General features: G+C 73.6%; 24 protein-coding genes, 1 pseudogene and 1 riboswitch. Of the genes and pseudogenes, 8 read left to right on the top strand and 17 right to left on the bottom strand.

Going from position 1 to position 26,329, the window contains the following annotated elements:
• Positions 1–53: 53 nt before the first annotated feature.
• The 7 genes from ACFYX3_RS29500 to ACFYX3_RS29470 all read right to left on the bottom strand — a co-directional run bounded on the left by ACFYX3_RS29500 (position 54) and on the right by ACFYX3_RS29470 (position 7,330).
• Positions 54–1,112, bottom strand: a complete 1,059-nt coding sequence (locus ACFYX3_RS29500; RefSeq protein ID WP_389019548.1) for a DUF6397 family protein — start codon at positions 1,110–1,112, stop codon at positions 54–56.
• A gap of 138 nt (positions 1,113–1,250) precedes the next feature.
• A complete protein-coding gene (locus ACFYX3_RS29495; RefSeq protein ID WP_116164264.1) occupies positions 1,251–1,664 on the bottom strand; it encodes a roadblock/LC7 domain-containing protein in 414 nt (137 codons plus the stop codon).
• 218 nt (positions 1,665–1,882) lie between these two features.
• A complete protein-coding gene (locus ACFYX3_RS29490; protein WP_376590647.1) occupies positions 1,883–2,500 on the bottom strand; it encodes an ATP/GTP-binding protein in 618 nt (205 codons plus the stop codon).
• Positions 2,481–2,897 (bottom strand): DUF742 domain-containing protein, encoded by a 417-nt coding sequence (locus ACFYX3_RS29485; protein ID WP_376590648.1) that lies wholly within the window; start codon positions 2,895–2,897, stop codon positions 2,481–2,483. The genes ACFYX3_RS29490 and ACFYX3_RS29485 overlap by 20 nt, the downstream gene beginning before the upstream one ends.
• Positions 2,898–2,910: 13 nt before the next feature.
• The gene (locus ACFYX3_RS29480) at positions 2,911–3,345 is read right to left on the bottom strand and encodes a roadblock/LC7 domain-containing protein (RefSeq protein ID WP_376590650.1); all 435 of its coding nucleotides are present in this window, start codon (positions 3,343–3,345) and stop codon (positions 2,911–2,913) included.
• The gene (locus ACFYX3_RS29475) at positions 3,342–6,428 is read right to left on the bottom strand and encodes a nitrate- and nitrite sensing domain-containing protein (RefSeq protein ID WP_389019544.1); all 3,087 of its coding nucleotides are present in this window, start codon (positions 6,426–6,428) and stop codon (positions 3,342–3,344) included. Before ACFYX3_RS29475 ends, ACFYX3_RS29480 begins: the two co-directional genes overlap by 4 nt.
• Before the next feature lie 71 nt (positions 6,429–6,499).
• Positions 6,500–7,330 (bottom strand): MHYT domain-containing protein, encoded by an 831-nt coding sequence (locus tag ACFYX3_RS29470; protein ID WP_376590654.1) that lies wholly within the window; start codon positions 7,328–7,330, stop codon positions 6,500–6,502.
• Between the two features lie 161 nt (positions 7,331–7,491).
• On the opposite strand from ACFYX3_RS29470, the gene ACFYX3_RS29465 reads away from it, so the two are divergent.
• From ACFYX3_RS29465 to ACFYX3_RS29450, 4 genes are all read left to right on the top strand, one after another.
• Positions 7,492–8,097, top strand: a complete 606-nt coding sequence (locus ACFYX3_RS29465) for a class I SAM-dependent methyltransferase (protein ID WP_389019539.1) — start codon at positions 7,492–7,494, stop codon at positions 8,095–8,097.
• A gap of 82 nt (positions 8,098–8,179) precedes the next feature.
• Positions 8,180–8,515: a hypothetical protein gene (locus ACFYX3_RS29460; protein ID WP_389019535.1), complete on the top strand. Its 336-nt coding sequence runs from the start codon at positions 8,180–8,182 to the stop codon at positions 8,513–8,515.
• 99 nt (positions 8,516–8,614) lie between these two features.
• Positions 8,615–9,484, top strand: a complete 870-nt coding sequence (locus ACFYX3_RS29455; RefSeq protein WP_376590659.1) for a hypothetical protein — start codon at positions 8,615–8,617, stop codon at positions 9,482–9,484.
• 158 nt (positions 9,485–9,642) lie between these two features.
• A complete protein-coding gene (locus tag ACFYX3_RS29450; protein WP_389019530.1) occupies positions 9,643–11,019 on the top strand; it encodes a tannase/feruloyl esterase family alpha/beta hydrolase in 1,377 nt (458 codons plus the stop codon).
• A 12-nt stretch (positions 11,020–11,031) separates the two neighbouring features.
• Here ACFYX3_RS29450 and ACFYX3_RS29445 read toward each other — a convergent pair whose 3' ends face one another.
• Positions 11,032–11,577 (bottom strand): MOSC domain-containing protein, encoded by a 546-nt coding sequence (locus ACFYX3_RS29445; protein WP_389019527.1) that lies wholly within the window; start codon positions 11,575–11,577, stop codon positions 11,032–11,034.
• A gap of 88 nt (positions 11,578–11,665) precedes the next feature.
• The gene (locus tag ACFYX3_RS29440; protein WP_389019524.1) at positions 11,666–12,754 is read right to left on the bottom strand and encodes a fatty acid desaturase family protein; all 1,089 of its coding nucleotides are present in this window, start codon (positions 12,752–12,754) and stop codon (positions 11,666–11,668) included.
• Between the two features lie 282 nt (positions 12,755–13,036).
• Between ACFYX3_RS29440 and ACFYX3_RS29435 the strand changes: the two genes are divergently transcribed.
• Positions 13,037–15,991 carry a DEAD/DEAH box helicase gene (locus ACFYX3_RS29435; RefSeq protein ID WP_389019521.1) on the top strand — a complete coding sequence of 985 codons (2,955 nt, stop codon included), beginning with the start codon at positions 13,037–13,039 and terminating at the stop codon, positions 15,989–15,991.
• On the top strand, positions 15,988–17,331 hold the full coding sequence (locus ACFYX3_RS29430) for an SWF or SNF family helicase (RefSeq protein ID WP_389019517.1): 1,344 nt from the start codon (positions 15,988–15,990) through the stop codon (positions 17,329–17,331). Before ACFYX3_RS29435 ends, ACFYX3_RS29430 begins: the two co-directional genes overlap by 4 nt.
• Here ACFYX3_RS29430 and ACFYX3_RS29425 read toward each other — a convergent pair.
• Both ACFYX3_RS29425 and ACFYX3_RS29420 read right to left on the bottom strand, forming a co-directional pair.
• Positions 17,312–18,019 (bottom strand): hypothetical protein, encoded by a 708-nt coding sequence (locus tag ACFYX3_RS29425; RefSeq protein WP_389019514.1) that lies wholly within the window; start codon positions 18,017–18,019, stop codon positions 17,312–17,314. The two genes, ACFYX3_RS29430 and ACFYX3_RS29425, sit on opposite strands and share 20 nt — an antisense overlap.
• 394 nt (positions 18,020–18,413) lie before the next feature.
• Positions 18,414–19,268, bottom strand: a complete 855-nt coding sequence (locus ACFYX3_RS29420) for a bifunctional 5,10-methylenetetrahydrofolate dehydrogenase/5,10-methenyltetrahydrofolate cyclohydrolase (protein ID WP_376590672.1) — start codon at positions 19,266–19,268, stop codon at positions 18,414–18,416.
• Between the two features lie 28 nt (positions 19,269–19,296).
• A riboswitch (ZMP/ZTP riboswitch) is annotated at positions 19,297–19,403 on the bottom strand.
• A gap of 92 nt (positions 19,404–19,495) precedes the next feature.
• On the opposite strand from ACFYX3_RS29420, the gene ACFYX3_RS29415 reads away from it, so the two are divergent.
• Both ACFYX3_RS29415 and ACFYX3_RS29410 read left to right on the top strand, forming a co-directional pair.
• The gene (locus ACFYX3_RS29415) at positions 19,496–20,926 is read left to right on the top strand and encodes a GAF domain-containing protein (RefSeq protein ID WP_389019774.1); all 1,431 of its coding nucleotides are present in this window, start codon (positions 19,496–19,498) and stop codon (positions 20,924–20,926) included.
• A gap of 43 nt (positions 20,927–20,969) precedes the next feature.
• The gene (locus ACFYX3_RS29410) at positions 20,970–22,493 is read left to right on the top strand and encodes an aldehyde dehydrogenase family protein (RefSeq protein ID WP_389019771.1); all 1,524 of its coding nucleotides are present in this window, start codon (positions 20,970–20,972) and stop codon (positions 22,491–22,493) included.
• Between the two features lie 70 nt (positions 22,494–22,563).
• On the opposite strand, the gene ACFYX3_RS29405 is transcribed toward ACFYX3_RS29410, so the two are convergent.
• The 6 genes and pseudogenes from ACFYX3_RS29405 to ACFYX3_RS29380 form a co-directional block, all read right to left on the bottom strand.
• Positions 22,564–23,064 carry a hypothetical protein gene (locus ACFYX3_RS29405; RefSeq protein WP_389019768.1) on the bottom strand — a complete coding sequence of 167 codons (501 nt, stop codon included), beginning with the start codon at positions 23,062–23,064 and terminating at the stop codon, positions 22,564–22,566.
• A gap of 279 nt (positions 23,065–23,343) precedes the next feature.
• A pseudogene (locus ACFYX3_RS29400) lies at positions 23,344–23,463 on the bottom strand (hypothetical protein); the annotation flags it as partial.
• Positions 23,463–23,642 carry a hypothetical protein gene (locus tag ACFYX3_RS29395; RefSeq protein ID WP_389019509.1) on the bottom strand — a complete coding sequence of 60 codons (180 nt, stop codon included), beginning with the start codon at positions 23,640–23,642 and terminating at the stop codon, positions 23,463–23,465. The pseudogene ACFYX3_RS29400 and the gene ACFYX3_RS29395, both read right to left, overlap by 1 nt.
• A 71-nt stretch (positions 23,643–23,713) precedes the next feature.
• Positions 23,714–23,986 carry a sugar phosphate isomerase/epimerase family protein gene (locus ACFYX3_RS29390; protein WP_389019507.1) on the bottom strand — a complete coding sequence of 91 codons (273 nt, stop codon included), beginning with the start codon at positions 23,984–23,986 and terminating at the stop codon, positions 23,714–23,716.
• Positions 23,986–25,152: a dihydrodipicolinate synthase family protein gene (locus ACFYX3_RS29385; RefSeq protein WP_389019503.1), complete on the bottom strand. Its 1,167-nt coding sequence runs from the start codon at positions 25,150–25,152 to the stop codon at positions 23,986–23,988. The genes ACFYX3_RS29390 and ACFYX3_RS29385 overlap by 1 nt, the downstream gene beginning before the upstream one ends.
• Positions 25,152–26,303, bottom strand: coding sequence for a Gfo/Idh/MocA family protein (locus ACFYX3_RS29380; RefSeq protein WP_389019500.1), 1,152 nt, complete (start codon positions 26,301–26,303; stop codon positions 25,152–25,154). The genes ACFYX3_RS29385 and ACFYX3_RS29380 overlap by 1 nt, the downstream gene beginning before the upstream one ends.
• Between the last annotated feature and the right edge of the window lie 26 nt (positions 26,304–26,329).

The raw sequence follows: 26,329 nt of genomic DNA, 5'->3' as shown, positions 1-26,329 counted from the left end.
GGGCCCATCCTCTCCGCCCGTCGCCCCGACCGCATGCCAGGGCGCCCCCCCTTTCAGGGCCAGGCCACCGGACGCCTCCGCCGCCGTGGAAGCCCCGCACCAGCCCCTTTCCCCCGCCGGAAACGCTCCAGGAACCTCGCCCGCGCGGGGCGGCCCGGCGGACGATCGATCACCGCGGACCAGGCTTCCGGAACGGCCCCTGGGGCTCCGAGGGAAACAGACGCACCGGGGACGGACGCCCCTGGAACCGGCGGCGTGCGAACCGACACCACAGGAACCGACACGGCGGGCACCTGCACCACTTGAACCGTCTCCGCGCGAACCCGCACCCCAGGAACCCTCACATCCCCTGGATGGGGCGCCTGCCGCTCCGCGCGGGCCTCGTCCAGGGCCATGGCCAGGCTCACTCGGTGCCAGAGGATCTCGTCCGGGTCGTCGGCCCGCGTCAGCCGTTCGGCGATCTCGCGCGCGACCGGCGCCATCGGCATCCCGGGTGGCGGAGGTGGCCGCAGCCGGTCGAGGTGGGTGCGTTCGTAGGGATCGTCGACGACCTCGGCCACCTGGACCGGGTCGAGCAGGGAGGCGATGGCGGCTGCCCGCGCCCACGGGTCCTCGGCGCCTCGGAGCAGCAGGGCGAGCCGCCGCGCCCGCCAGTTCCTGGCCCGCAGGTCCTCGTGCGCGGCAAGACGCTCGCGGACCTCCAGCGGCAGCCGCCCTGCCAGCAGGGCCGGACAGGAAAGGCCGAACTCGGCGACCTCCTGCGCCGGATACAGCCACACCACGGCCCGGTAGCGGTTCAGCGAGAACCGCACCGGACTGACGTGGCCCGTCCGGACGAGCCGGGTGAACCGGTCGGCGGTGATCCCGAGGAGGGCGGCGGCCTCCCCCGTACCGACCGCGCGCACCCGCTCGCGCAGGCCGTCGGGGAAGTCCGGGGCAGCCCTGAGGCGGTCGAGCTCGCGCTGCTCGACCCGCCTCCGCTCTCCCTCGCCGGCCGGCACCGTCCTCACCAGGCCGAGTTGGACGGCGAGCCGGAACTCGTCGCGCCTCAGTTCCAGTTCCTGTGCGGCCCGCCCCGGTGTCACCGTGCGCGCGCCTTGGTCCACCGTCATTCCGCGGCCCTCCCCCTGCATCAGTGTTCTCTCCAGATCGCGGGCCTCTCGGACCCACGAAGAAAACCGTAACGCAGAGTGACGACATCGGCGCGACCTGTGGACGACGGCCTGTGGAAAACCGTCCCGGCAAGGGTGTCAGAGCACTCCGCCGCCCGGGATCCCGGGCTGCCGCGCCGCCACGCCCAGGTGCTCGCCGACCCGGTTGACCAGCAGCGTCATCTCGTACGCGACCTGGCCGACGTCCGCCTCCGCCGCGCTGAGGACACACAGACAGCTGCCTTCGCCCGCGGCCGTCACGAAGAGCAGCGCGTCGTCGAACTCCACCATCGTCTGCCGCGCCCTGCCCGCCTGGAAATGCCGGCCCGAGCCCCTCGCGAGGCTGTGCAGGCCGGAGGAGACGGCCGCCAGGTGCTCGGCGTCCTCACGGACGAGTCCGCTGCTCGCGCCCGTCACCAGGCCGTCGTTCGACAACACCAGCGCGTGCCGTATGTATCCGACCCGCTGCGTCAGGTCGTCCAGGAGCCAGTCCAGTTCCTTGTCCAGGGCCATCAGTGTTCCTCCCCCTAGCCGGTGCGTCCCGCTCGGGCCGGACCCTGGTGGTCCTCAAGGCCCTCGTGGTCCGTACCGTCGTGGTCCGCGTATCGCCGCAAGCCTTACGCACTGTCGTGGACAGGGCAAGCACTGCACCACGCCCGCGCGTGCCGCAGAACGGGATCACCGGCCCTGGCCCCGGCTATCCCTCCCCGCCCCATCCCCCCCAACTCCCTTCAGCCGACAGTGTTCAGGAGCCGCGCGGTGTGCATCCGGCCGGCGTACTCGACCAGGCGGATCAGTACTTCCTTCCCCGAATCCCGGTCGCGCGCGTCGCACAGTACGACGGGCGTGCCCCGGTCCAGGTCGAGCGCCCGGGAGACGTCGTGCGCCCCGTACGTACGCGCGCCCGTGAAGCAGTTGACCGCGACCACGAACGGGATCTTCCGGTGCTCGAAGTAGTCGACCGCCGGGAAGCAGTCCTCCAGGCGTCGCGTGTCGGCGAGGACGACGGCCCCGAGGGCCCCCTGGGACAGCTCGTCCCAGAGGAACCAGAACCGGTCCTGGCCGGGCGTGCCGAAGAGGTAGAGCGAGAGCCCGGAGCGGATCGTGATGCGGCCGAAGTCCATGGCGACGGTCGTGGTGGTCTTCTGGTCGACGCCCCCGGTGTCGTCGACCAGTTCGCCGGCCCTGCTGAGCTGTTCCTCCGTCCGCAGGGGCCGGATCTCGCTGACCGCGCCGACGAGGGTGGTCTTGCCCACGCCGAATCCGCCGGCGACCAGGATCTTCAGGGCGAGGGCGGAGGTGTCCGCGCCGTCGCCCGCGCCGGTGCTCTCAGAGCGCTCGTAGGCCATCGATTACTTCCCTCAGGATTCTTTCGTCGGGGAGCTGTGCGGGCGGTACGGGTCGGCTGACGCGCACGAAGCCCGATTCGAGGAGGTCGCCGAGGAGGACCCGGACGACGCCGACGGGGAGGTCGGCGTCGGCGGCGAGTTCGGCCACCGACTGGGTCTCGGCCCGGCACAGGGTGAGCAGGGACCGGTGCTCGGGGCCGAGGAGCGCTTCCTCGGCCGGTCCGGGCGGCTCGTCGTCGACGACGACGAGGGCGATGAGGTCGAACCGTACGTTGCTGGGACCCGGCTTGGTCCGTCCGCCGGTCATCGCGTACGGACGGACGAGCGGTCCCGCGTCGGCGTCGTACCACTGACTGCCCGGCACGGACGGGCCGCCGCCGGTGCTGTCGTCGTTCATGGCTCCCTCCGGGTCAGCCGGCGGCCGGCGGGGTCGCCGTGACGCGCGGCGGGGTGTGCAGGTGCTCGCCGACGCGCTTCACGAGGCGGGCCATCTCGTAGGCGATGAGGCCGATGTCGGCGCTCACGGAGCTGAGGACGGCGAGGCAGGAGCCGTCTCCCGCCGCGGCGACGAAGAGGAAGCCGTCGTCCATCTCGACCATCGTCTGGCGGACTCCGCCGGTGTGGAACTGGCGTCCGGCGCCCTTGGCGAGGCTGTGGAAGCCGGAGGCTATGGCGGCCAGGTGCTCGGCGTCCTCACGGCTGAGTCCGTTGGAGGCGCCGACGGCGAGCCCGTCGTTCGAGAGCACCACGGTGTGGCGGACGTCGCGGACCCGCATGACGAGGTCGTCGAGGAGCCAGTCCAGTTCACCGGACCGGTGGTGCGAGATCCGCTCGTGGTCGATCATGCGTCGTCTCCTTCGGAGCGAGGGTCGTGAGGTGCGGTGCCGTGGCCGGGGTCGGTTCCGAAGCCCGTGCCGAGGGGGCGCCTTGTGCCCGGGGCCGCGCCGCCGCCCCGCTGCCAGCCGTCCCGGTACGCCGCCATGCGGTCCCGGGCCTGTTCCGGGGTGGGCGCGTCCGTGCCGGGTGTGGCGGGAACGAACGCCTGCGTCGGGGCCGGTGCCTCGCGCAGCTGCGGTACGAGACTCGCCTGCCTTATGCGACGCGGCAGTTCGCCTTCGGAACCGGCCTGGTCGGTCGGGCCTGCGGGCGGCTGCTCACGCGGGGGCGTGGGGACGGAGGGACCGCGGCGGCGCAGTTCGGTGACGTCCGCGGAGCCGGGTGCGGCTGTGGGCGCTGCTCCGGGTCCTGCTCCGGGCTCCGGGCGCGCCGCGAGGGCGGGCACGGCGGTCGGGCGCGCCGCCGGCTGCGGGCGCGCGGCCTGCGGGGGCTGGGGCGGACCCGGGGGTCGCGATCCGTCCGCCTGCCGGGGCAGGCTCGCGGGGCGTGTTCCCGCCGGCGGCTGCGGGGCGGCGCGGTGTCCGGACGGGGCGGACGGGGTGGGAATCCCGGGCAGCGCAGGGCTCGTCGGGGCGGGCGGGCCGGGTCGCGCGACCTGGGGCCGGCCGAAGCAGCGGGCCTCGGCGCGTTGCGCCTCCTCGCGCTCCCGCGCGGCGCGCTGGTTGTCGGCGTGCGGGGCCTCTTCGGCGCGGAAGCCGTTCCTCGGCCCGTCGACGCCCGACGCGTGGGTACGGGGGTCCCCCGCGCGCGGGGTTCCGGCGTGCGGCGTGCCGGAGTCGCCCTCCGACGTGCCGCGGCCGGGTGGCAGGGCGCCCTGGAGCAGGTCGGTCGGGAGCAGGACGACGGCGGTCGTGCCTCCGTACGGGGACGTCCTCAGGTGGACTTTGATGTCGTGGCGGGAGGAGAGGCGGCTGACCACGAACAGGCCGAGCCGGTCGCTGTCGAAGAGGTCGAGGGCTTCGGACTGGGCGATACGGGCGTTCGCCTCGGCGAGGGTCTCGCTGCCCATGCCGAGCCCCCGGTCCTCGATCTCCAGGGCGTAGCCGTTGCCGACGGGTTCGCCGCTGACCCGGACCTTGGTGTGGGGCGGTGAGAACTGGGCGGCGTTCTCGATGAGTTCGGCCAGGAGGTGGGTGAGGTCGGCGACGGCTCCGCCGACGACGGCCGTCTCGGGGAGCCGGCGCACCTCCACGCGCGCGTAGTCCTCGATCTCGGAGACGGCGGCGCGGACGACGTTGGTGAGGGGGACGGGCATGCGCCAGGCGCGCCCGGGGGCGGCTCCGGAGAGGATGATCAGGCTCTCCGCGTGGCGCCGCATACGGGTGGTGAGGTGGTCGAGCCGGAAGAGGTCGCCGAGCTCGTTGGGGTCGTCGGCGCGCCGTTCCATGCTGTCCAGGAGGTTGAGCTGGCGGTGGACGAGGACCTGGCTGCGGCGGGCGAGGTTGACGAAGACCCCGGAGATGCCGCTGGCGAGTTCGGCACGTTCGACGGCGGCGGAGAGGGCCGCGCGGTGGACGGTGGTGAGGGCTTCGCCGACCTGGCCGATCTCGTCCTGGGAGACGGGCCCGGGCGGGGCTTCGGCCTGGACGTCGATCTCCTCGCCCGCACGGAGCCTGCGCATGGCGGCGGGGAGTTTGCGGCGCGCGATGTCGAGGGCGGTGTTGCGGAGGCTGACGAGCTCGACGACGAGGCCACGCCCGATCCGTACGGAGATGACGAGCGAGGCGGCGACGGCGGCGAGGCCGAGCACGACCGCCGCGCCGCCCGCCGTGAGGGCGCCGTCGGCGAGCGGATCGGCGTGGTCGGCGGCCACACCGCGCGCGTCCGTCTCGATCGCGGCGAGTCCGCCGCGGACGGCTGCGAGGGAGTCGTCCCATTCGGCGGAGGTGACCGCCTGGGCGGCGGGGCGGCCCGGGCTCGCGGCGCCGATCCGGTCCTCCGCCCGGGTGAGCCGCGCCTGGTCCCCACCGGCGGCGAGCCGGGCCCAGGCGGCCCGTGCGGCGGCGGGCAGGTCGGCGGTGGCCGAGGCGGTGAGGGTGCGCCGGGTCTCGACGGCCCCGGAGAAGTCGCGGAGCCTGTCTGCGGTCAGCCGGCCGGTGAGGTGGGCGGAGGTGAGGAGGGCGTCCTCGCGGGACAGCATCTCGCCGGCCCGGCCGAATTCGAGGAGTACGCGCGCGTCGGATCCCTGTTCGGCGTCCTGGATGCCGGTGAGAGCGCCTCCGACGGCGAACGCGGCGGAGATGGTGTCCGTGTACGCCTCGTACGCCTGGTCCCAGTCGGCGCGTCCTTCGGCCGCGGCGGTACGGAGCCGGGCGAGGCCCTCGACCTTGCCGACGAACGCGCTCACCCGGCCGGCGACCTCGCCGGGGAGGTCGCCGGTGTCGCCGACGGTGTGCGTGCCGTCCAGGCGGAGCCGGTCGACGGCCTCGTCCGTCCGGCGGATCCGGTCCTTGAGCTCGGCGGCCCGGGTGGAACCGGGCGCCGCGACCTGCCGTACGGCGGCGCGCCGTTCGTCCTGGAGGGCGGTGAGGGCGGCCGTCACCGGCTCGCGGATCTCGGCGTCGACCCGCTGGAGCTGGCGGAGCCGGGCGACGTCCTGCGCGGTGGTGACGGTGGCCAGGCCCCAGAGAGCGAGGAGCGAGACGACCGGGACCATCAGGAGCGAGACGATCTTGGCGCGGACCGAGCGCGGGCGCAGCCCCTGGAACGCGGGACGGGCAGGGCGCGCGGCGGGCGCGTGCGGCCCGTCGGGGCTTTCGTTTCGTGCCGCGTGCCCGGCGGTCGGGGAGGTCTCCATGGGCCGGGGGCGTGCCGTGTGGTCCGTGGCCGGAGCGCCTTCGGCGGTCCGGGGTCGTGCCCCGTGCCCTGCGGTCGAGGAGGCCTCCTGGGTCCGGGGTCGTGCTCCGTGGGCCGCGGGGGTCCGCTCCCCCGGCTCGTCGGCGGGCGGGCCCGCGTGCGCGCGCCGCCCGCGCGCGGCCGCAGCCGGCGGCGTGGCCGCGTCGGCGTCCTTGGTCTTGCGGGGAGTTCGCATGGCCTCCTCGTTCCGGCTGCGTCTGTCTCTGGTGCGGTGTGGCATGGCGTGGCGTACGTCGGGAGGTCGGGTCAGGTCGTGGGTGTGCTGCTCGCCGCCGTGCGGAAGCCGGGCGGTGCGACGTCGACCGCGCGCTCGTCCGGTTCGGCGAGGCGTCCGGCCGAGGCGTACGCGGCGCGTTCGCCGGCCGTCGGGGTGAGGGCGACGAAGGCGGAGGTGATGAACAGGTACGAGCCGAGCCCGACGGCGAGGGGGAAGATGAACTGCATGAGCATGGCTCCCGGGAGGGGGGCGCCGGAGGGGACGACGTCGATCCGCACGGCGAACATGCCCGTGTAGTGCATGCTGGTGACGGCCGCGCCCATCACGAGCGAGGCGACGGCCACGGCCACGGGCGCGTGGATGTTGAGCGCTGCCCAGAGAGCCGCCGTGGCGGCGACGACGGCGATCAGCACGGAGAGTCCGACGAGGAGCGGGTCGTACCGCACCTGGCCGTGGAGCCGGAGTGCGGCCATGCCCAGGTAGTGCATGCTCGCCACGCCGACGCCCGTGGTCAGCCCCCCGATCAGGAGCGAACGGACCCGGTCGCGTCCGTAGCCGACGGCGAAGACGCCGACCCCGACGACGGCCATCGCCATGACGAGGCTGAGGATCGTGAGCGGAACGTCGTAGCGGATGTCGGTGCCCGTCACGCCGAATCCGAGCATGGCCACGAAGTGCATCGTCCAGATGCCGGTGCCGATCGCGGAGGCGGCGGTGAGCAGCCAGTTGCGCCGTGACCGGCCGGTCGCGTCGAGCGCTCGTACGGTGCAGCGCAGCCCGAGAGCGGCGCCGATGCAGGCCATCGCGTACGACAGCACGGGTGTCAGCCAGCCGAAGGTGGCGTGGTCCAGGTGTCCCATGGCTCCGGGACGCTAGTGCGCATCGGGGGGCGCACCGGGGGCGCATTTCGAAAGCTGTTGGAATATGACAGAGAGATGATCCCGAACGATCAGACCGGACTCGAACGGACACACAGAACTTTCACCCCTCCGTGTGTCGAATCGTGCGAGATCATGAACGCATGAGTGATGACCCCACACAGGTACGAGAGTTCTTCGGCGCCCGCGCCGCCGACTGGGACAACCGCTTCCCGGACGACGGCCCCGCGTACGCCGCAGCCGTGGGCGAGGTCGGCCTGCGCCCCGGCGACGCCGTGCTCGATGCCGGCTGCGGGACCGGCCGGGCGCTCCCGCCGCTCCGCGCCGCCGTCGGCCCCTCCGGCACGGTCATCGGCGCCGATCTCACCCCCGAGATGATCGAGCGGGCCGTCGACGCCGGACGCGGCGGCGAGGACGGCGGGACGCTGCTGCTCGCCGATGTCGGCCGGCTTCCCGTACGCGACGGCGCGCTCGACGCCGTGTTCGGGGCCGGGCTCGTCTCGCACCTCGCGGACCCCGTCGCCGATCTGCGGGAACTCGCCCGGGTCGTACGGCCCGGAGGGCGCCTCGCTCTCTTCCACCCGATCGGGCGCGCCGCCCTCGCGGCCCGTCACGGCCGGCAGATCACGCCGGACGACCTGCGCGCCGAACCCCGGCTGCGCCCCCTGCTCGCCGAGGCCGGCTGGCGGCTCGTCAGCTACGTCGACGAGGACGCACGCTACCTGGCCCTCGCGGTCCGCGAGTCCTGACGCCAACGCCCCCTTCTTTACCGGCACTTCACTGTCTACCGTGGACATGCCGGGCAGTCGTGCCCGGGAAAGGCGGCGGGCCGTGGCATCCATTCCCGAAAGACTTCGCAGACTCCTCCCCTCCGGCCGCAAGGCCCCCGAAGCCGCCGCGTCGGCACCACCGCGCCCACGACAGGGGCACAACCTCTTCGAGGCGGCGGCCGAGTACGTCGCCGCCTGCGCCGAGGACGATCCGGCCAGGGCGGAGGAGGCGGCGAGCCGGGTCTCCCCCGGCATGCTGTCCTTCGGGGTGAACGAACTGGCCTGCCGGGCCCTGATCGCCCTCGCCCGGGAACGGAACCAGTCCCCGAGCGTCGTGGCCCGCTCGCTGCTCGGCCTCCGCTCCCCGTCACCCACCCGGCAGGCCGGTGACGCGTGACGGGCATTCCCCGAAGAGGCGAGGTTCCGGGGCGGAGACCCTCGACGCACGGGTTACCCACTGGTTAAGGTGCGCCGACGACCAGATGGGGAGGACGCCGTGGCTGGGACGGACCCGATCGCCGAGGCCGACGCCGACGCGCTCTTTGTGTTGACCGCGGCACTGCTGACGCCCGGGAACTTCCCGAGCGTGCTCGGGGACGACTACCCGGCGGCCTGCGCCGCGCTGGGCCTGCAGCCGTACGCCGAGGGATACGGGCTCGTGTTCGGCCAGGACGGGCTGGGGGCCCGCTGGACGGTCGTCGTCGACGACGTGTCGCTCGTCGCGGTGGCCATCTCCTCCTGGGACTGCGGCATGGCCTACGACCTGTCCCCCGACGAGCGTTCCGTGGTGGCCGGGCTGCCGGGCTGGCCGCTCCCCGTGGCGACCGTCGCCCCCGGTGTCCCGGCCCCGCACGACCCGGAGCCCGAGGAGGGCGACCCCGCGCCGCTGACCCCGCCCTCCGGTGACGAGTGGGGACCGGTTCAGCGCCGGCTGGGGGCCGACGAGGTGGCCCTCCAGTGGGACGTCTGGCGGTCCAGGGTGGGCGACGAGGGCGCGGACGGACAGCCGGCGCCGACGGCGGCCGCCGGCGCGGGAACCACGCGCGCCGACAGCCCGAAGCCGCCCGCACCGCAGGCTCAGGCCCCGGTTGCCGGAGGCGCCCCCTCCGACCCGTACACCGGCGTCAGGAAGGCCCTGCACGAGCTGCGCGGCTATCTGGAGGAGCCTCCGCCGGTCGGCCGGGTGCGATCGGCCGCGGGGATGCTGCGTGCCGACGGTCCCGGCTGGTCGCTCGTGGCCAAGGCCGACGACATGGCGTTCGTCCTCCTCGACGAGCTGCCGCGCGAGGTGCTGCCCGTGACACGGGGGCCGCATCTGCCCGCTCTCCTCGAAGCACTCGACGCGATGGCCGTACGTCCCTCCTGAGGATCTCAGCCCTCCTCAGGGGCTCCCTCTCACGCCCTGTCTCGACTCCCCATAGGACGACGGACGGAGGTGTGGTTTCGAGCCATGGACCGGTGGCTGGGGTGCGCCGCACGATGTGGCGCCGCACCTCTTTCACGTCGTCCCACCGGAGGCTCATCATGCGCCTGTTCCCAGGCGTCCCCCTGTTCGCCGCGCTCCTCACCGGGGTCACCGTCCTCGCCCCCGCGAGCCCCGCCGGGGCCGAAGCTCCGGCCGCCGCGCACTGCGCGCGCCAGGACCGGGTCCAGGTACCCGGTGCCGAGCGCCAGCAGTCCGCCTGTCTGGACGACCTGACGACCACCGGGCTCGCCGGCACCCCGTACACCGACATGGTGGACCAGGCGGGACTCGCCGCGAAGGCGACCCGGAACCCCTCGGGAGTGCCCGGCGTCCAGATCGACGGCTACTTCCCCGACGACTCCCGTCTCAACGCCACCCACGGCTGGGCCCATGACGCGCAGTTCGTCATACGGCTGCCCGACCACTGGAACGGCGGGCTCGTCGTCACCGGCTCCCCCGGCAGCCGGCGTCAGTACTCCACGGACGCGCTGATCTCCGACCAGGTGCTCGCCCGGGGCTTCGCCTACGCCGCCACCGACAAGGGCAACACCGGCCCGGACTTCTTCACCGACGGGAAGGAGCCGGGCGACGCGGTCGCCGAGTGGAACCGCCGCGTGACCGAGCTGACGCGGGCCGCCAAGAAGGTCGTACGGCAGCGCTACGGCCACGCGCCGGAGCGCACGTACATGACCGGCATCTCCAACGCCGGCTATCTCACGCGCTGGCAGCTGGAGAACCGGCCCGAGCTGTACGACGGCGGGGTGGACTGGGAGGGCGTGCTCTGGACGACTCGCGGCCCCAACCTCCTCACGAGCCTGCCGGTGACGGTGGCCAGGACCCAGGGCCTGGCCACCGACGACGACCTGATCGCGGCGGGCTTCGCGCCCGGCTCTCGCTTCCTGTGGCCGTACCACGAGAAGGCCTACTGGGGCCTGACGCAGAAGCTGTTCCGGGCCGAGTTCGACCCCGCGTACGACCCGGCCTGCCCCGGCTCCACGGCCGGCGGGACCGTGGAGCAGATCCTCGCGCCCTGTGCCTCGGACGCCGCCTACGACTACGCCTCCCGGCCGGCGTCCGTGCACCGCGCGGTCGCGAAGGTCGCGCTCACCGGACGGATCGGCAAGCCGCTCATCACGCTCCACGGCGATCTCGACACCCTGCTGCCGATCGCCACGGACTCCGACGTGTACGACCGGATGATCGACGCGCGGGGCCGGGGCGTCCTGCACCGCTACTACACGGTGCAGGACGGGACGCACACGGACGGCCTGTACGACACGTATCCGGACCGCCTGCGGCCGATCCTGCCCTGCTACCGCTCCGCGTTCGACGCCCTGACGCGCTGGGTCGAGGAGGGTACGGCGCCGCCCGCGGACCGTACGATCGCGCGGCCCGCGAGCGGTGACGTGGTCAACTCCTGTGCTCTGGAGGGGTGAAACCCCAGACGCTCAGACCTTCTCCAGCGGGCGGTGCGGCTCCGGCGGCAGTTCGGCCCGGATCGGGTCGCCGGGCCGCACCTCACCGCCGGTGAGAACGACGCCCATGATGCCCGCCTTGCGCACGATCTCACCGTTCTCGTCCCGGCCGAGGACCTGCTTGAGCAGCCCGTGCCGGAAGTTGTCGATCTGCGCGCAGGGGTTGCGCAGTCCGGTGACCTCGACGACGGCCTCGGCGCCGAGGTGGAGGAGCGTGCCGGTGGGCAGGGCGAGGAGGTCGATCCCCCGGGTGGTGACGTTCTCGCCGAGGTCGCCGGGGGCGACCTCGAAGCCGGCGCCGGCGACCTCGTCGAACAGCTCGGCGTGGATCAGGTGGACCTGACGGAGGTTGGGCCGGGTGGGGTCCTGTGCGACGCGGGACCGGTGCTTCACGGTCACGCCCGCGTGGACGTCGCCCTCCACGCCGAGCCCGGCGAGCAGGGTGATGCCCTCCCGGTTGGGCTTGGTGAACGAGTACGTGCCGTTGCTGCTGACCGTGGTGACGGTACCGCCGCTCATGGTGAGAGCTCCCCTTCTCTGCCGGTCTGGGCGGAGGCTCCCCGCCCCCACCCGGACCGATGATCACATCGCGCCTCTGCGTACGACCCTACTCGGCGGCCTGGGTGCGCAGCGGTGCGCCCACCTCGTGCAGATGACCGAGGGCCTGGCGGTACGAGTCCACGAAACCGGTCTCCGTGTACGGGATGCCGAGCGCGGCGCAGTGGGCCTTGACGGCGGGCTGCGCCAGTCGGAGGTTCGGGCGCGGCATGCTCGGGAACAGGTGGTGCTCGACCTGGTAGTTGAGCCCGCCGAGGAACCAGTCCGTGAGGGCGCCGCCCCGGATGTTGCGCGAGGTGAGCACCTGGCGGCGCAGATGGCCCCAGCTGTCGCCGTCCGCGTGCTCGTCCGGCCGGTCCATGCCCTTGTGGTTGGGCGCGAACGCCATGCCGAGGTGCACGCCCAGGAGCATCTGGTGGGCGAGGGCGAAGACGAGGGCCTGGGCGGGCGTCAGGAGCGTGAGGAGCAGCGTCGCGTATCCGGCGAAGTGAGCGAGGAGGAGGGCGCCTTCGACGAGCCGCTCGCGCCGGGTGCGGCACGGGCCGTCCTTCGCGAGCAGGGCCTGGATCCCGTACACCTTGAGCGCGATGCCCTCCAGGGTGGTGAGCGGGAAGAACAGCCAGGCCTGGTGGCGGGTGAGGAACCCGTGCAGGCCCGTGCGGCCGGCCGTCTGGTGCTCGGCGAAGACGAGGATGTCGGCGGCGACGTCCGGGTCCTTGTCGAGGTGGTTGGGGTTGGCGTGGTGGCGGTTGTGCTTGTCGTTCCACCACTCCCGGCTCATGCCGAGGAGGAGGTTGGCATGGACGAGCTGGAGGATCCGGCTCGCCTTGCGGTCGGCCGTGATCTGGGCGTGGCCGGCGTCGTGGCCGACGAAGGCGGCGCGCGCCGAGAACAGGGCGAGGGGCAGGGCGAGGAGCAGTGCCCACCAGGAGGGCCCGATCAGGGCGAGCCCGGCCACCACGGCGGCGATGCCGAGGAGGTTGACGACGATGCCGCGGGCGTACCAGCCGGGGCGGTGCGCGAGGAGGCCCTGTTCCCTGACCGTCCGCAGGAGCGGGGTGAACTCGCTGCCGCTCCTGGCGCGGGCGGGCGCCGCTGCGGGGGCGGCGGCCGGAGGCAGGACGGTGGCCTGGGGCATGACGGGGGCTCCGGTTTCTGTCGGTCGGTGCGGTGGTTCCACCGACGGTTCTGGGTCGCTTGGCGCCTACCGAGAACGTACGGATCCGTGATCGTCCGGGGCCATGACGTCACCACCCGTCCGTGGCCGGGGGTGCGCCGGGGGACGGGGGTGGGGCGAGCCCTACCCTCCGGGAGAGCCGAATGCCTGTGTCATGGATCACATGAAGGAGGTGCGCGTCGGGGGGCTTCGTGGGGTATCCTCGGCGATTCGGTCTCCAGGTAGTCAAATTTGAGGAATGCGTTGTCGCTCTCGCACGGACCCGATGATTCGGCCCGCGAACCCGCCCAGGACCCCTCCCCCTCAGACGAACTCTCCCGCCACTCCGCCGTCTTCCTGCCCGCCGATCCGCCGCGTGCCGGACGGATCGCCTTCTGGTCACCCGACGACGAGCCCCTGCCGGACGTCCGCGACGCCGACGACGGCCACCTCGGCGACACCGCGATCACGGTCGTCGACGGCGACTCGCTGCAGCTCGTGACCGTCGCCGCCCGCAGCCTGTCCGTACGGGACGCCCTGCCGTTCCTCGCGCGTGCCCGGTTCTCGAACGCCGCCTCTCCTGCGGCCGCGTTCTGGGGTGCCGCGTCCCTCTTCGCCCTGGACCTCGTCGCGCGCGGCCTGCTGCTGCCCGGTCTCACACCCGCCGACCACGACGCGTGGCGCGTCGGACCGCTCGGCCCCGGTGAGCTGGACGAACTCCGCACGCTGGCGGCGTCGATGCCGCCCGCCGCGCACGCCGTCCCCTTGTCCGACGACGAGCCGATGCTGCTGCCCGAACCCGAGGCGCTGCTGCGTGCCTTCGCCGACGCGGTGGCCGACACGCTGCCCCGAACTCCCGCGGCCCCGCTCGCGGCCGGCGGGCCGGCCTTCGCGGCCGACGCGCCGCAGACCGTCCCCGAACAGCGGGCGTGGGCCGCCGACGTGGCGGCGGTGCACGACGCGGGCGTACGGCTCTCGCTCCGCCTCGAACTGCCCGGCTTCACCCAAGAGGCACGGGAGGCGCCCGCCTTCAGGGCGGTGCTCCAGCTACACGGTGTCGCCGACCCGACCCTCGTGGCGGACGCGGCGGAGGTGTGGGCGGGCTCCGGCCGGGCCGGAGCCGCGTTCGGCCCCCGAGCCCGGATGGACGCCCTCCTCGCCCTCCGGCGTGCCGCCCGTGCCTGGCCCCCGCTGTCCCCGCTCCTGTCGGCGGCCGTGCCCGACACCGTCGAACTCGCCGACGAGGAGGTCGGGGAGCTCCTGGGCCCTGCGGCCGAGGCCCTCGCGGCCTCGGGCGTCCAGGTCCACTGGCCGCGTGAACTCGCCGACCGGCTCACCGCCCACGCGGTGATCGGCCCGCAGGCAGCCGTCGGTACCGGAGCCTCCGGACGCCGTGACGGCGTCGACGCCACCTCGGACCCGGCCGATGCCGCCCGTGCGTCCGCGCTGCCCTCCTTCCTCGCCGCGGACTCCCTGCTCGCCTTCAACTGGCGCTTCGCCGTCGGCGACCACGAGCTCACCCGCGCGGAACTCGACCGGCTCGCCGAGGCGGGACGGCCGCTCGTGCGGCTGCGCGACCGCTGGGTCCTCGTCGATCCGACCGAGGTCCGCCGGGCCCGGGCCCACCAGGACCGCAAGGTCACCCCGGTGGACGCCCTCTCGGCCGTCCTCACCGGCACCACCGAGGTCGACGGACGCACCGTCGAGGTGGCCGCGACGGGCTGGTTGGAACGGCTGCGGGAGCGTCTCGCCGAACCCGAGGGCGACCGGCCGGAGATCGCACAGCCCCCGGCGCTCGCCGCGACCCTGCGCGACTACCAGCTCCGCGGACTCGACTGGCTCCACCGGATGACCTCCCTCGGCCTCGGCGGCTGTCTCGCCGACGACATGGGACTCGGCAAGACGATCACGGTCATCGCCCTGCACCTGCACCGGCAGGCCGACCCGGCGTCCGCGGGCCCCACCCTCGTCGTCTGCCCGACCTCGCTCATGGGCAACTGGCAGCGGGAGATCGAGAAGTTCGCGCCCGGCACGCCGGTGCGCCGCTTCCACGGCGCGGCTCGTGACCTGGAGGACCTCGCCGACGGCGGCTTCGTGCTCACCACATACGGCACCATGCGGCTGGACGCCGAGCGGCTCGCCGCCCGGAACTGGGGGCTCGTCGTCGCGGACGAGGCACAGCACGTCAAGAACCCGTACTCGGCGACGGCCCGACAGCTGCGGACCATCGGGGCACGCGCACGCGTGGCGCTGTCCGGCACGCCGGTGGAGAACAACCTCTCCGAACTGTGGGCGATCCTCGACTGGACCACGCCGGGGCTCCTCGGCGGTCTGGGCGCCTTCCGGACCCGGTTCGCCGCCGCCGTCGAGGGCGGGCAGGACCCGGCCGCCGCCGAGCGGCTCGCCGCGCTCGTACGCCCCTTCCTGCTGCGCCGGCGCAAGTCCGACCCCGGCATCGCCCCCGAGCTGCCGCCGAAGACCGAGACCGACCGGACCGTCTCCCTGACGCCCGAGCAGACCGGTCTGTACGAGGCGGTCGTGCGGGAGACGCTCGCGGCGATCGCCGAGGCCGACGGCATGGAGCGCCGCGGGCTCGTCGTGAAGCTCCTGACGGGCCTCAAGCAGATCTGCAACCACCCCGCCCAGTACCTCAAGGAGGAGCGGCCGAGGATCGGGGGCCGCTCGGGCAAGCTGGAGCTGCTCGACGAACTCCTCGACACGATCATCGCCGAGGGCGCGTGCACCCTGGTCTTCACCCAGTACGTGGGGATGGCCCGGCTCCTGGAGGCGCACCTCGAAGCGCGGGGCGTGCGGACCCGGTTCCTGCACGGCGGCACACCGGTCGCCGAGCGCGAGGCCATGGTCGCCCGCTTCCAGAGCGGGGAGGTGCCGGTCTTCCTCCTGTCCCTGAAGGCCGCCGGGACCGGTCTCAACCTGACCCGCGCCGAGCACGTCGTGCACTACGACCGCTGGTGGAACCCGGCCGTGGAGGCCCAGGCCACCGACCGCGCGTACCGCATCGGGCAGGACCGGCCGGTGCAGGTCCACCGGCTGATCGCCGAGGGCACGATCGAGGACCGGATCGCCGCGATGCTCGACCGCAAGCGCGAGCTGGCGGACACCGTCCTGGGCACCGGCGGGGACGCCCCGCCGGAGCTGACCGAACTGACCGATGCCGAACTGACGGAGCTGGTGCGACTGCGAGGGGACGGACGATGAGCGGGTACGGACAGGGGAACGGCCCCGCCCACGGGTACGGGGACGACGAGCGGACGTTCGAGGCGCTGCCGCCGGCGCACGGCGGCGCGTTCACCCGCACCTGGTGGGGACGGGTGTGGCTGAAGGCCCTGGAGGACAGCGCGCTGGACCTGCAGCAGCTCAAGGCGGGACGCCGGCACGCGCGCGCGGGAGCGGTGGGCGCCGTCTCGGTGCGGCCCGGCCGGATCACCGCGATGGTCAAGGACCGTGACGGCACGGCGTACCGCAGCGACGTGCTGGTGCGCGAGTTCTCGGAGGAGCAGTGGGAGCGGCTCCTCGACCTCGCCGTCGACAGTGCGGGCCACATCGCCGCGCTCCTCGACCGCGAGATGCCGCCGCACCTGGTGGAGGACGCGGCGGCGGCCGGACTCGAACTCCTGCCGGGCATCGGGGACCTGGAGGCGGAGTGCGCCTGCGAGGCCTGGGACCACTGCCCGCACACGACGGCGCTCTGCTACCAGGTCGCCCGTCTGCTCGACGAGGACCCGTTCGTGCTCCTGCTGATGCGGGGGCGGGGTGAGCGCACCCTCCTGGAGCAGCTGCAGGCGCGCAGTGCCGCACGGGCCGCCGTGCCGTCCGCGCTCGGCGAGGAGGAGGCCGACGGGTCGGGAGAGGTCGACGGGACGCCCGGCGTGTCGGCCGAGGAGGCGTTCGCGGCGGGGTTCCTCGTACCGCCGCTGCCCGCCCCTCCGGTCCTCCCGGCCGCGCCCGGCCGGTCGCCGTCCCTGGACACGGACACCCCGCCGGAGCCGGGGGTCGACCCGGCGGCCCTCGAGTTCCTCGCTGCGGACGCGGCGGCACGCGCGCACCGGCTGCTCGGAGCGCTGCTGGGCGGCGGGGACGCGACGGCCCCGGCCGGCGCCCGTCCGACGGTCGCTCAGGACGCGGTACGGCTCGCGGCGGGCGCTCCCGTTCCGTGGATCGCCGCGCGGCTCGCCGCCGGTTCGGGCAGGTCGCGGGCGGAGCTGGACCTGGCCACGCGCGCGTGGCGGTTCGGCGGCGCCGCCGCCCTCGCCGTACTGGACGAGGAGTGGACGCCGGACGCCGGGGCACTGGAACGGGCCGGGGCCCGGCTCGCCGAGGCCTGGGGGGACGACGACCGCCCCGCGCTGCGGCGCACGGGCGGCGCGCGGTGGACGGCCGTGGGCACGGAGGCTCAGCTGCGGCTCGGCGAGGACGGGCGCTGGTGGCCGTACCTGAAGGTCGGGGCCCGCTGGTCCCCGGCCGGTCCGCCGGACCGGGACCCGGCGGCGGCCCTGGCGACGGCGTTCGCCGCCGGGGCTACTGAAGCCGGTGGCTGAGCGTGCCTCCGAGGACGGCCAGGCTGCAGGCGACGGTGTCCGCACCGAGCAGATGACTCGTCAGGTACGGGTACTGGACGAAGGTCGTCCAGCGCGTGCCGAGCGGCTGCCGGGCTGCCTTGAGCCGGAGCGGTTCGCGGCAGAGCAGGGTGGCGGCGTCGCGTACCGCCCGATCGGTGGCGAAGGAGCCGACCAGGCGGGGCCGGGCGACGAGTTCGGCGTGGTGCGGCGTGTCGCAGCGCCGCCGGAGGGCGGTGCCGGGCGCGTCGCGGTCGATGTCGAAGCAGTCGCCGACGCGCAGCGCCTCGTAGGAGACGGAGCTCTCGCGTGCTGGGGCGTCCGTCGGGCGGCCGGAGGGGGTGGCGCCGGTCGGGGACGTGCCGTGGGCGGGTGCGGTGGCCCCGGACCGGGGCGGCTCCGCGGACGTACTGCCCTGCGGGCGGCCCGAGCGGTCCTCGGACGCCGTCCGCGTGCCGCCCGTGGCCGGGCGGTTCGAGGGCGTGCCCGCGCTCGGCGTGTCGGCCGTCCCGGCGGTCGAACCCGTCCCACCGGTGACGACCGGCGCCGGCGCGCCGACCGGGCCGCCGCCCGGCCGGCCGTCGGCGAGTCCGCCACCCTCCGCCCCGCTTCGGGCGGTCAGGAAGGCACCGGCCACGAGGGCTGCCGTGAGCAGGGGCAGGAGGGGCACACCGAACCAACGGGCGCGCCGCGCCTCCGGCCCCGGCCGGGCCGCGCCGAGCCGGACGAAACGCGTGGGCCAGACGGACTCGCCACCGGTGGCAGGGGGCCTGGTGACGAGCGGGCCGGGCTCGAGGGGGCGAGAGAACGCGGCTCCACAGACCGAGGCGCGTCAGTGCCCGTACGGGCGTCTTTCTCACCGGACGGGCCCGGGCGGTCCGGCTCGGTCGGAGGCGTGGCGGTCGGCGGGTGGGACACAGGGACCAGGTTCGCCGTTCGGCGGCGGCGCGGCCAGCCTTCGTCGGCCGCCGGGACCGACCCGTACAGAATCGTGACGATCGCAGACCGCGGGCGCCCACGCCACCGCCGCTCCCCCGTCACCGCCGCCGCCCGGTCACCGTCGACTACAGGCCGAGCTGACGCTCCGCGCCCTCGACCGTCTGGGCGAGGAGCACGGCGATGGTCATGGGGCCGACACCGCCGGGGACCGGGGTGATGAGCGAGGCGCGCTCGGCGGCCGACGCGAAGTCGACGTCGCCGACGTTGCCCGGGTTGTAGCCGGCGTCGATGACGACGGCGCCCGGCTTGATGTCCTCGCCCTTGATGAAGTTCGGCTTGCCGACGGCGGCGACGAGGATGTCGGCCTCACGGACGACCGAGGAGAGGTCCTCGGTGCGGGAGTGGCAGTACGTGACGGTGGCGTCGCGGCCGAGGAGGAGCAGGCCGGCCGGCTTGCCCAGGATCGCGCTGCGGCCGACGACGACCGCGCGCTTGCCGCTGAGCTGGACGTCGTACGCGTCGAGGAGGCGCATGATGCCGCCGGGCGTGCAGGAGACGAAGCCGGGCAGGCCGAAGCCCATGGCGGCGAAGGAGGCCATGGTGACGCCGTCGACGTCCTTCTCGGGGGCGATGGCCTCGAAGGCGGCGCGCTCGTCGATGTGCGGGCCGACGGGGTGCTGGAGCAGGATGCCGTGGACCTCGGGGTCCTCGGACAGGGCGGTGATGGCGGCGACGAGCTCCTCGGTGGTCGTCTCCGCGGGCAGCTCGACGTGCTTGGAGCGGATTCCGGCCTTCGCGCAGCGGTTCTGCTTCATCTTCACGTACGTGACGGAGGCCGGGTCCGCGCCGACCAGGACGGTCGCGAGGCACGGCGTGACGCCGGTGCGGCGGGTGATCTCGGCGGCGCGGGCGGCGGTCTCCTCGACCGTGCGGCGGGCGAGGGCCGTACCGTCCATGAGGATGGCGGTGCTGGTGGACATGGCAACTCCTGGGCGTCGTCTCTGACCGGTGGTTCGCCCAGGCGCACGGCATCGACACGGTCGCGCCGCAGGGGACGCACCGCCGGGCCGCTCCCCGGTGGTGATCCACCTCAAGCGCCAGTCACGGCCCGAGCACCACTCTACGTGAGGGGCCGGGGGCCGGTCCCGGACAGGGTGCACATGCCGAGGTGCGAGGGAGCTTGTCGGCGGCCGCCGGGCGCACCACGATGACCGCGACGGGCCGGAACGACCTCGACGAGGAGGCCGAGTTGAGCGAAGCGTGGGTGGCCGCGGAGCCACGGACGGAACGGGACGAAGACGCGGACCGGTGCGGGGGCACCGACCGGGGCAGGGCGACTCGCCGGGGCACGGAAACCCACCCGCGTGCGGACGAGAACCGGCCCTCCACGGACGACGACGGGAGCACTGGCGTCGACGACGGGAGCGCTGACGTCGACCGGACCCTCCGGGAGGCGCGCCCGCTGGTGGCGGCGTCCTGGCGGCGGTCCGTACGCGCGCGCGTGAGCCCCGACGGTTCGGCGCGGGTGGAGCTGGACGAGGACGAGCTCGCCGCGTACCGCGAAGCACATCCCCTCTCCGCGGCGATGCCGGTGATCCGGGAGCTGATGGGGGCGTACGCGACGGACGGGGAGCATCTACTCGCGGTCTGCGACGCGGCCGGGCGGATGCTGTGGGTCGAGGGGCATCCGGGGACCCTGCGCAAGGCCCGGGGGATGAACTTCGTGGCCGGGGCCCGCTGGTCGGAGGCGGCGGCCGGGACGAACGCGCCGGGCACCGCGCTGGCCATGGACCGGCCGGTGCAGGTCGTCGCCGCCGAGCACTTCCGGCGTCCGGTGCGGGCGTGGACCTGCGCCGCGGCCCCCGTGCACGACCCGTACAGCGGGCGGGTGCTCGGCGCGATCGACATCACGGGCGGGAAGCGGCTCGCGCACCCGCACAGTCTCGGCTTCGTGCAGGCGGTGGCGCGCGCGGCCGAGTCCCAGCTGGCCCTGCTCGGGCCGGCCCCGGACCCGGGGTGTATCCGGCTGTCGGCGCTCGGCCGGGACGAGGCGGTGCTCTCGGTGGGCGGGCGGCGACTGCGGCTGAGCCGCCGGCACAGCGAGATCCTGGTGGTCCTCGCGCACCGGCCGGACGGGGTGGGCGGCGACGAGCTGCTCACGCTCCTGTACGAGGACGAGTCGGTCACCCCGGTGACGCTGCGGGCGGAGCTGTCCCGGCTGCGGGCGCTGCTCGGCGCGGACGCACTGCGGTCGCGGCCGTACCGGCTCGCGGGGGCGGTGGACGCGGACTTCGCGACGGTCGACCGGAAGCTCGCCTCGGGGGCCGTGGCGGCGGCGGCCGGGGACTACGCGGGCCCGCTGCTCCCTGCGTCGACCGCGCCCGGGGTCGTACGGCTGCGGGAGCGGCTGGCGGACCGGCTGCGGGCGGCGCTGGTGGACCGGGCCGATCCCGGGCTGCTCGCCGACTGGGCGTACAGCGCGTGGGGCGAGGACGACGTGGTGGTGTGGCGGGCGCTGTGCGCGGCGGTTCCGGCGCCCCAGCTTCCTCCCGTACGGGCGAGGCTCGACTCCCTGGAGGCGGAACTGTCCGCCGGTGCAACGGGCTTGCAACGTTCGGGTCACCACACTCGGGCGTGAGCGCCGGCCAGGGACGGCCGGCGCGTCGAGGGAGGCCATGCCGATGACCCGTTACGCCGCACCCGGCACCGAGGGCGCGCTCATGTCGTACCAGGCCCGCTACGACCACTGGATCGGCGGCGAGTACGTCGCCCCGGCGGGCGGGCGCTACTTCGAGAACCCCAGCCCGGTCGACGGCCGGCCCTTCACGGAGGTCGCGCGCGGCACCGCCGAGGACGTGGAACGCGCCCTCGACGCGGCGCACGCGGCGGCCCCGGCGTGGGGGCGGACGGCGCCGGCGGAGCGGGCGGCAGTCCTGCTGAAGATCGCGGACCGCATGGAGAGCAACCTGGAGGCGCTGGCGGTCGCCGAGACGTGGGACAACGGCAAGCCGGTCCGGGAGACTCTCGCCGCGGACATCCCGCTCGCGATCGACCACTTCCGCTACTTCGCGGGGGCGCTGCGGGCCCAGGAGGGCGCGCTGAGCGAGATCGACGACGACACCGTGGCGTACCACTTCCACGAGCCGCTGGGCGTCGTCGCACAGATCATCCCGTGGAACTTCCCGATCCTCATGGCGGTCTGGAAGCTGGCCCCGGCGCTGGCGGCGGGCAACGCGGTGGTCCTCAAGCCGGCCGAACAGACCCCGGCCTCGGTGCACTTCTGGCTGAGCCTGGTCGCGGACCTGCTGCCGCCGGGCGTCCTGAACGTCGTCAACGGCTTCGGCGAGGAGGCCGGCAAGCCGCTGGCGTCCAGCCCGCGGGTGGCGAAGATCGCGTTCACGGGAGAGACGACGACGGGCCGCCTCATCATGGGGTACGCCGCCGAGAACCTGAAGCCGGTCACCCTCGAACTCGGCGGCAAGTCCCCCAACATCTTCTTCGACGACGTGTGGGCGGCGGACGACGACTTCCGCGACAAGGCGCTCGAAGGCTTCACGATGTTCGCCCTCAACCAGGGCGAGGTCTGTACCTGCCCCTCGCGGGCCCTCGTCCAGCGCGGCCACTACGCCGACTTCATGGAAGCGGCGGTCGCCCGCACGGAGAAGATCGTCCCGGGCCACCCCCTGGACACGGACACGATGATCGGCGCCCAGGCCTCCGCCGACCAGCTCCGCAAGATCCTCTCCTACCTGGAGATCGGCCAGAAGGAGGGCGCGAAGATCCTGACGGGCGGCCAGATCGTCGAGCACGGCGGCGAGTTGGCGGGCGGCTACTACGTGCAGCCGACCGTCTTCGAGGGCGACAACCGCATGCGGATCTTCCAGGAGGAGATCTTCGGTCCGGTGGTGGCGGTGACCTCCTTCACCGACTTCGACGACGCGATCCGTACGGCCAACGACACCCTCTACGGCCTCGGCGCCGGCGTCTGGACCCGCGACACGAACACCGCCTACCGCGCGGGCCGCGCGATCCAGGCGGGCCGCGTCTGGACGAACTGCTACCACGCCTACCCGGCCCACGCGGCCTTCGGCGGCTACAAGCAGTCGGGGGTGGGCCGGGAGACCCACAAGATGATGCTGGACCACTACCAGCAGACGAAGAACCTTCTTGTCAGCTACTCGCCCAAGAGGCTCGGCTTCTTCTAGGGGTAGCAAAAAGGTGCCTGAACTGGACTCCGCCGGGCGCCTTCCTCGAGATTTACCCGAGGTTGATCCGTCAGTACCGGGGAGCCGGCGCGATCGGCCTGAGAGCAGGTTCCGACCACAGTTCCACGGACAGCGGCTCGGTGGTCCCATGAGGTCGAGGAGCAGGATCTCGTTGTCGCCCGGGCCCCCAGAGGGGGGCCGGGGCGTAGAGGGTGTGCTGGAGCCCTTCTCGGTCCTCAGGCGACCGATGAGGAAACCGTTGAGCCAGACCCAGGGTGCGGTCGCTGCCGAGGACGGCGATGAAGGCATCGGCTGCCGCGGGCAGGCCGACGACGGCACGGTGGAACGCGGGGCCCGTGACGGTTTCCGTGGCGGATCCGGCAGCCGCCGCGCCGGTCAGACCGGTCAGGTCCTCGAGCGGGAGCACTCTGATGTCCCAGCCGAACAGGTGCTGGTGGTCCAGGCGTACGCCGGCGACCAGGCCCTTCCGGTCGGCCAGGTGGGGGCCGTAGCCGACCCGCCCGAAGGGCTCGACGAGGATCTCCAGCTCTGTGCCACCCTCGGGGATCACCTGCTCGGCGTTCGGGTACGGCGACGAGGCGTCCGTCGAGGAAGATCTGGGCCAGGTCCCGGATGCCGTCGAGCGCTTCGGCGGCGTCGGCGCTGTCCCGGACGTGGTTTTTCGCGCATCAGGAAAAGAAAGACACGAGTCCGTCGCACTCGGCGGACGCCACCACGGGCCCGCCCAAGGGCGACCCCGGAGAGGCGCGTACGGACGGAGCCGGTGGACCCATCCGCTGGCGGAAGCAAGCTCGACCACGGCGGTGCCGTCCGGCAGGAAGGTGCACTCCCCGCCGGCGATCGGCCGTCGGGGTCGGAGCAGCCGCCCACCCGTGCAGGGGGGTTCCGGGTGGGCGGCCGTGACGGCGGCGAGGGTGCCCTCGCCGCCGTCGGTCACAGGACGGCTCATCAAGTGATCGTCCGGTCTGAGGGAGCACGGCCGTCGGTGTCGGCGGGCAGGGGCAGGGGCCGGTCACAGACCTGGTGGACGGCCCGGTCGGCGCAGAACATCGAGTGCAGCGGCTCGATCGCCAGGTGCACACCGAAGTCGTCGGCGCGCGGGGCGAATTCGGCGAGCAGATCCGCCACGTGTTCCTGGCGGTGGCGAGGTCTCGGCCCTCCTCGGGCAGACCGCCGGCCACCGTGACCAAGGTGTCGGTTCACGGCTCGGCGACCTCCTCCAGCGCGCGGAGGTTCTCGGCGAGAGCGGTTCGGCGACCTTCGGGGCCGGGGGCCGTGAGGAAGCCGCCCCGGCACAGGGTGCTGGCCTTCAGGCCCGCGTCGCGGACCAGCCTCGCCGCCTCGGTGACGCCGATCTCGGCGACCTTGTCCCGCCACAGGCCGATCGCCGGGATGCCGGCGTCCACGCAGTCCTGAACGGCCTCGGGCAGGCTCCAGCCCTTGGTGGTGATCTGGTTCAGCGACAGTCGCATCAGGCCTCCGCCCCCGCGACGGTGAGGAACGCGCGCATCCGGTGGACGGCGAGGTCCGGGTCGGGCAGGGTTCCGGCCGCGTCCGCGAGACGGAACAGCTCCACGAGATGCGGGAGGGTGCGTCCGCTCTGTGCCCCGGCGACCATGGTGAAGTGGTCCTGGTGGCCGGACAGCCAGGCCAGGAACACGATGCCGGTCTTGTAGTGGAAGGTCGGCGCGGCGAACAGGTGCCGGGCCAGCGGCACGGTCGGGGCGAGCAGTGTGTCGTACCGGTCCGGGTCGCCGGCGTCCAGGGCGTGCAGCGCGGCGGCCGCCGTGGCGGCGATCGGGTCGAAGACGCCCAACAGGGCGTGGCTGTGGCCGAGTTCGTCGCCGCGGATGAGCTCCGGGTAGTTGAAGTCGTCGCCGGTGTAGAGCCGGACTCCCTCGGGCAGGGCACGGCGCAGGGCGATCTCGCGGTCGGCTTCGAGCAGGGACACCTTGATGCCGTCGATCCGGTCGGCGTGTTCCTTGATGAGGGTGAGGACCGTCTCGGAGGCCAGGTCGAGGTCGGCGGAGCCCCAGTAGCCCTTCAGTGCCGGGTCGAACATCTCGCCGAGCCAGTGGAGGATGACGGGGCGCCGCGACTGGCCGATCAGCCGGCCGTACACGTGCAGGTAGTCGTCCGGGCCTCCGGCCTCGGCGGCGAGTGCCCGGCTGGCCATCAGGATCGGCTGGGCGCCGGCCTGCTCGACCACCTCCAGCTGTTCCTCGTATGCGGCGAGGATCTCCCCCAGGGAGGCGTCCACCGAGCGAAGCTGGTCCGTGCCGACGCCGCAGGCGAGGCTGCCGCCCACGGCGCGGGCCTCCGCTCCGGAGCGGGTGATCAGCTCCTTGGTCGCGGCCCAGTCGAGACCCATGCCGCGCTGGGCGGTGTCCATGGCGTCGGCGATGCCGAGGCCGAGCCACCACAGGTGGTGACGGAAGGCGAGGGTGGCCTCCCAGTCCACGGCGGCGGGTGCGCCGGGGGCGTTGTGTCCGAGCGGGTCGGCGACCACGTGCGCGGCGGCGAACGCGGTCCGGGAGGAGGTCGCGGCCCGGTAGGGGGACGCCGTCCCCGGCAGGTCCAGCGGCTGGGGGGCACGCAGCCGGTGTACGCCGATGCCGGGAAGCCTGATCGAGGGCATCAGACCTCCAGGTCGGGGACGTCGAGGCGGCGGCCTTCGCGGGCGGAGCGCAGCCCGAGTTCGGCGAGCTGGACGCCCTTGGCTCCTTCCAGCAGGTCCCACTGGTAGGGCGCGCCGGTGGCGACGTGCCGGAGGAACAGCTCCCACTGCACCTTGAAGCCGTTGTCGAACTCGGCGTTGTCCGGGACCTGGTACCACTGGTCGCGGAACGACTCGGTGACCGGCAGGTCGGGGTTCCAGACCGGCTTGGGTGTCGACGCCCGGTGCTGGACACGGCAGTTGCGCAGGCCCGCCACGGCGCTGCCCTCGGTTCCGTCGACCTGGAACTCCACCAGTTCGTCGCGGTCCACCCGTACCGCCCACGAGGAGTTGATCTGTGCGGTGATCCCGCCCTCCAGCTCGAAGATGCCGTACGCGGCGTCGTCGGCGGTCGCGGCGTAGGGCTCGCCCCGCTCGTCCACGCGCTCGGGGATGTGGGTGGCGGTGTGCGCGTACACCGAGCGGACCGGGGCGACGACGTTGTCCAGCACGTACCGCCAGTGCGGGAACATGTCGAGGATCATGCCGCCGCCGTCCTCGGCCCGGTAGTTCCAGGACGGGCGCTGCGCCTCCTGCCAGTCGCCCTCGAACACCCAGTACCCGAACTCGCCGCGGACGGAGAGGATCCGGCCGAAGAAGCCGCTGTCGACCAGCCGCTTGAGCTTGAGCAGACCGGGCAGGAACAGCTTGTCCTGGACGGCGCCGTTGCGCACCCCCGCCTCGCGGGCGAGTCGGGCCAGCTCCAGTGCGGCGTCGAGGGATTCGGCCGTGGGCTTCTCTGTGTAGATGTGCTTGCCCGCCGCGATCGCCTTACGGATCGCGGGTTCACGCACCTGGGTCAGCTGGGCGTCGAAGTAGATCTCCGCCAGTGGGTGGGCGAGCGCCTCGTCCAACGAGGTCGTCCAGTGCTCCAGGCCGTGGCGCTCGGCGAGCGCCTTCAGCTTGTCGACGCTGCGACCGACCAGGATCGGCTCGGGCCAGAGCACGTCGCCGTCGCCGAGGGCGAGGCCGCCCTGGTCGCGGATGGCCAGGATCGAGCGGACCAGGTGCTGACGGTAGCCCATCCGGCCGGTGACACCGTTCATCACGATGCCGATCACCTTGCGGGACATGGTCGGTACTCCTTGGTGGTGCAGTG

The sequence above is a fragment of the Streptomyces sp. NPDC002463 genome, from assembly GCF_042889835.1.
Lineage (GTDB): Bacteria > Actinomycetota > Actinomycetes > Streptomycetales > Streptomycetaceae > Streptomyces > Streptomyces nymphaeiformis.
The sequence above is the reverse complement of the archived record's forward strand: the minus strand, read 5'-3'. Positions and strand labels throughout refer to the sequence as shown.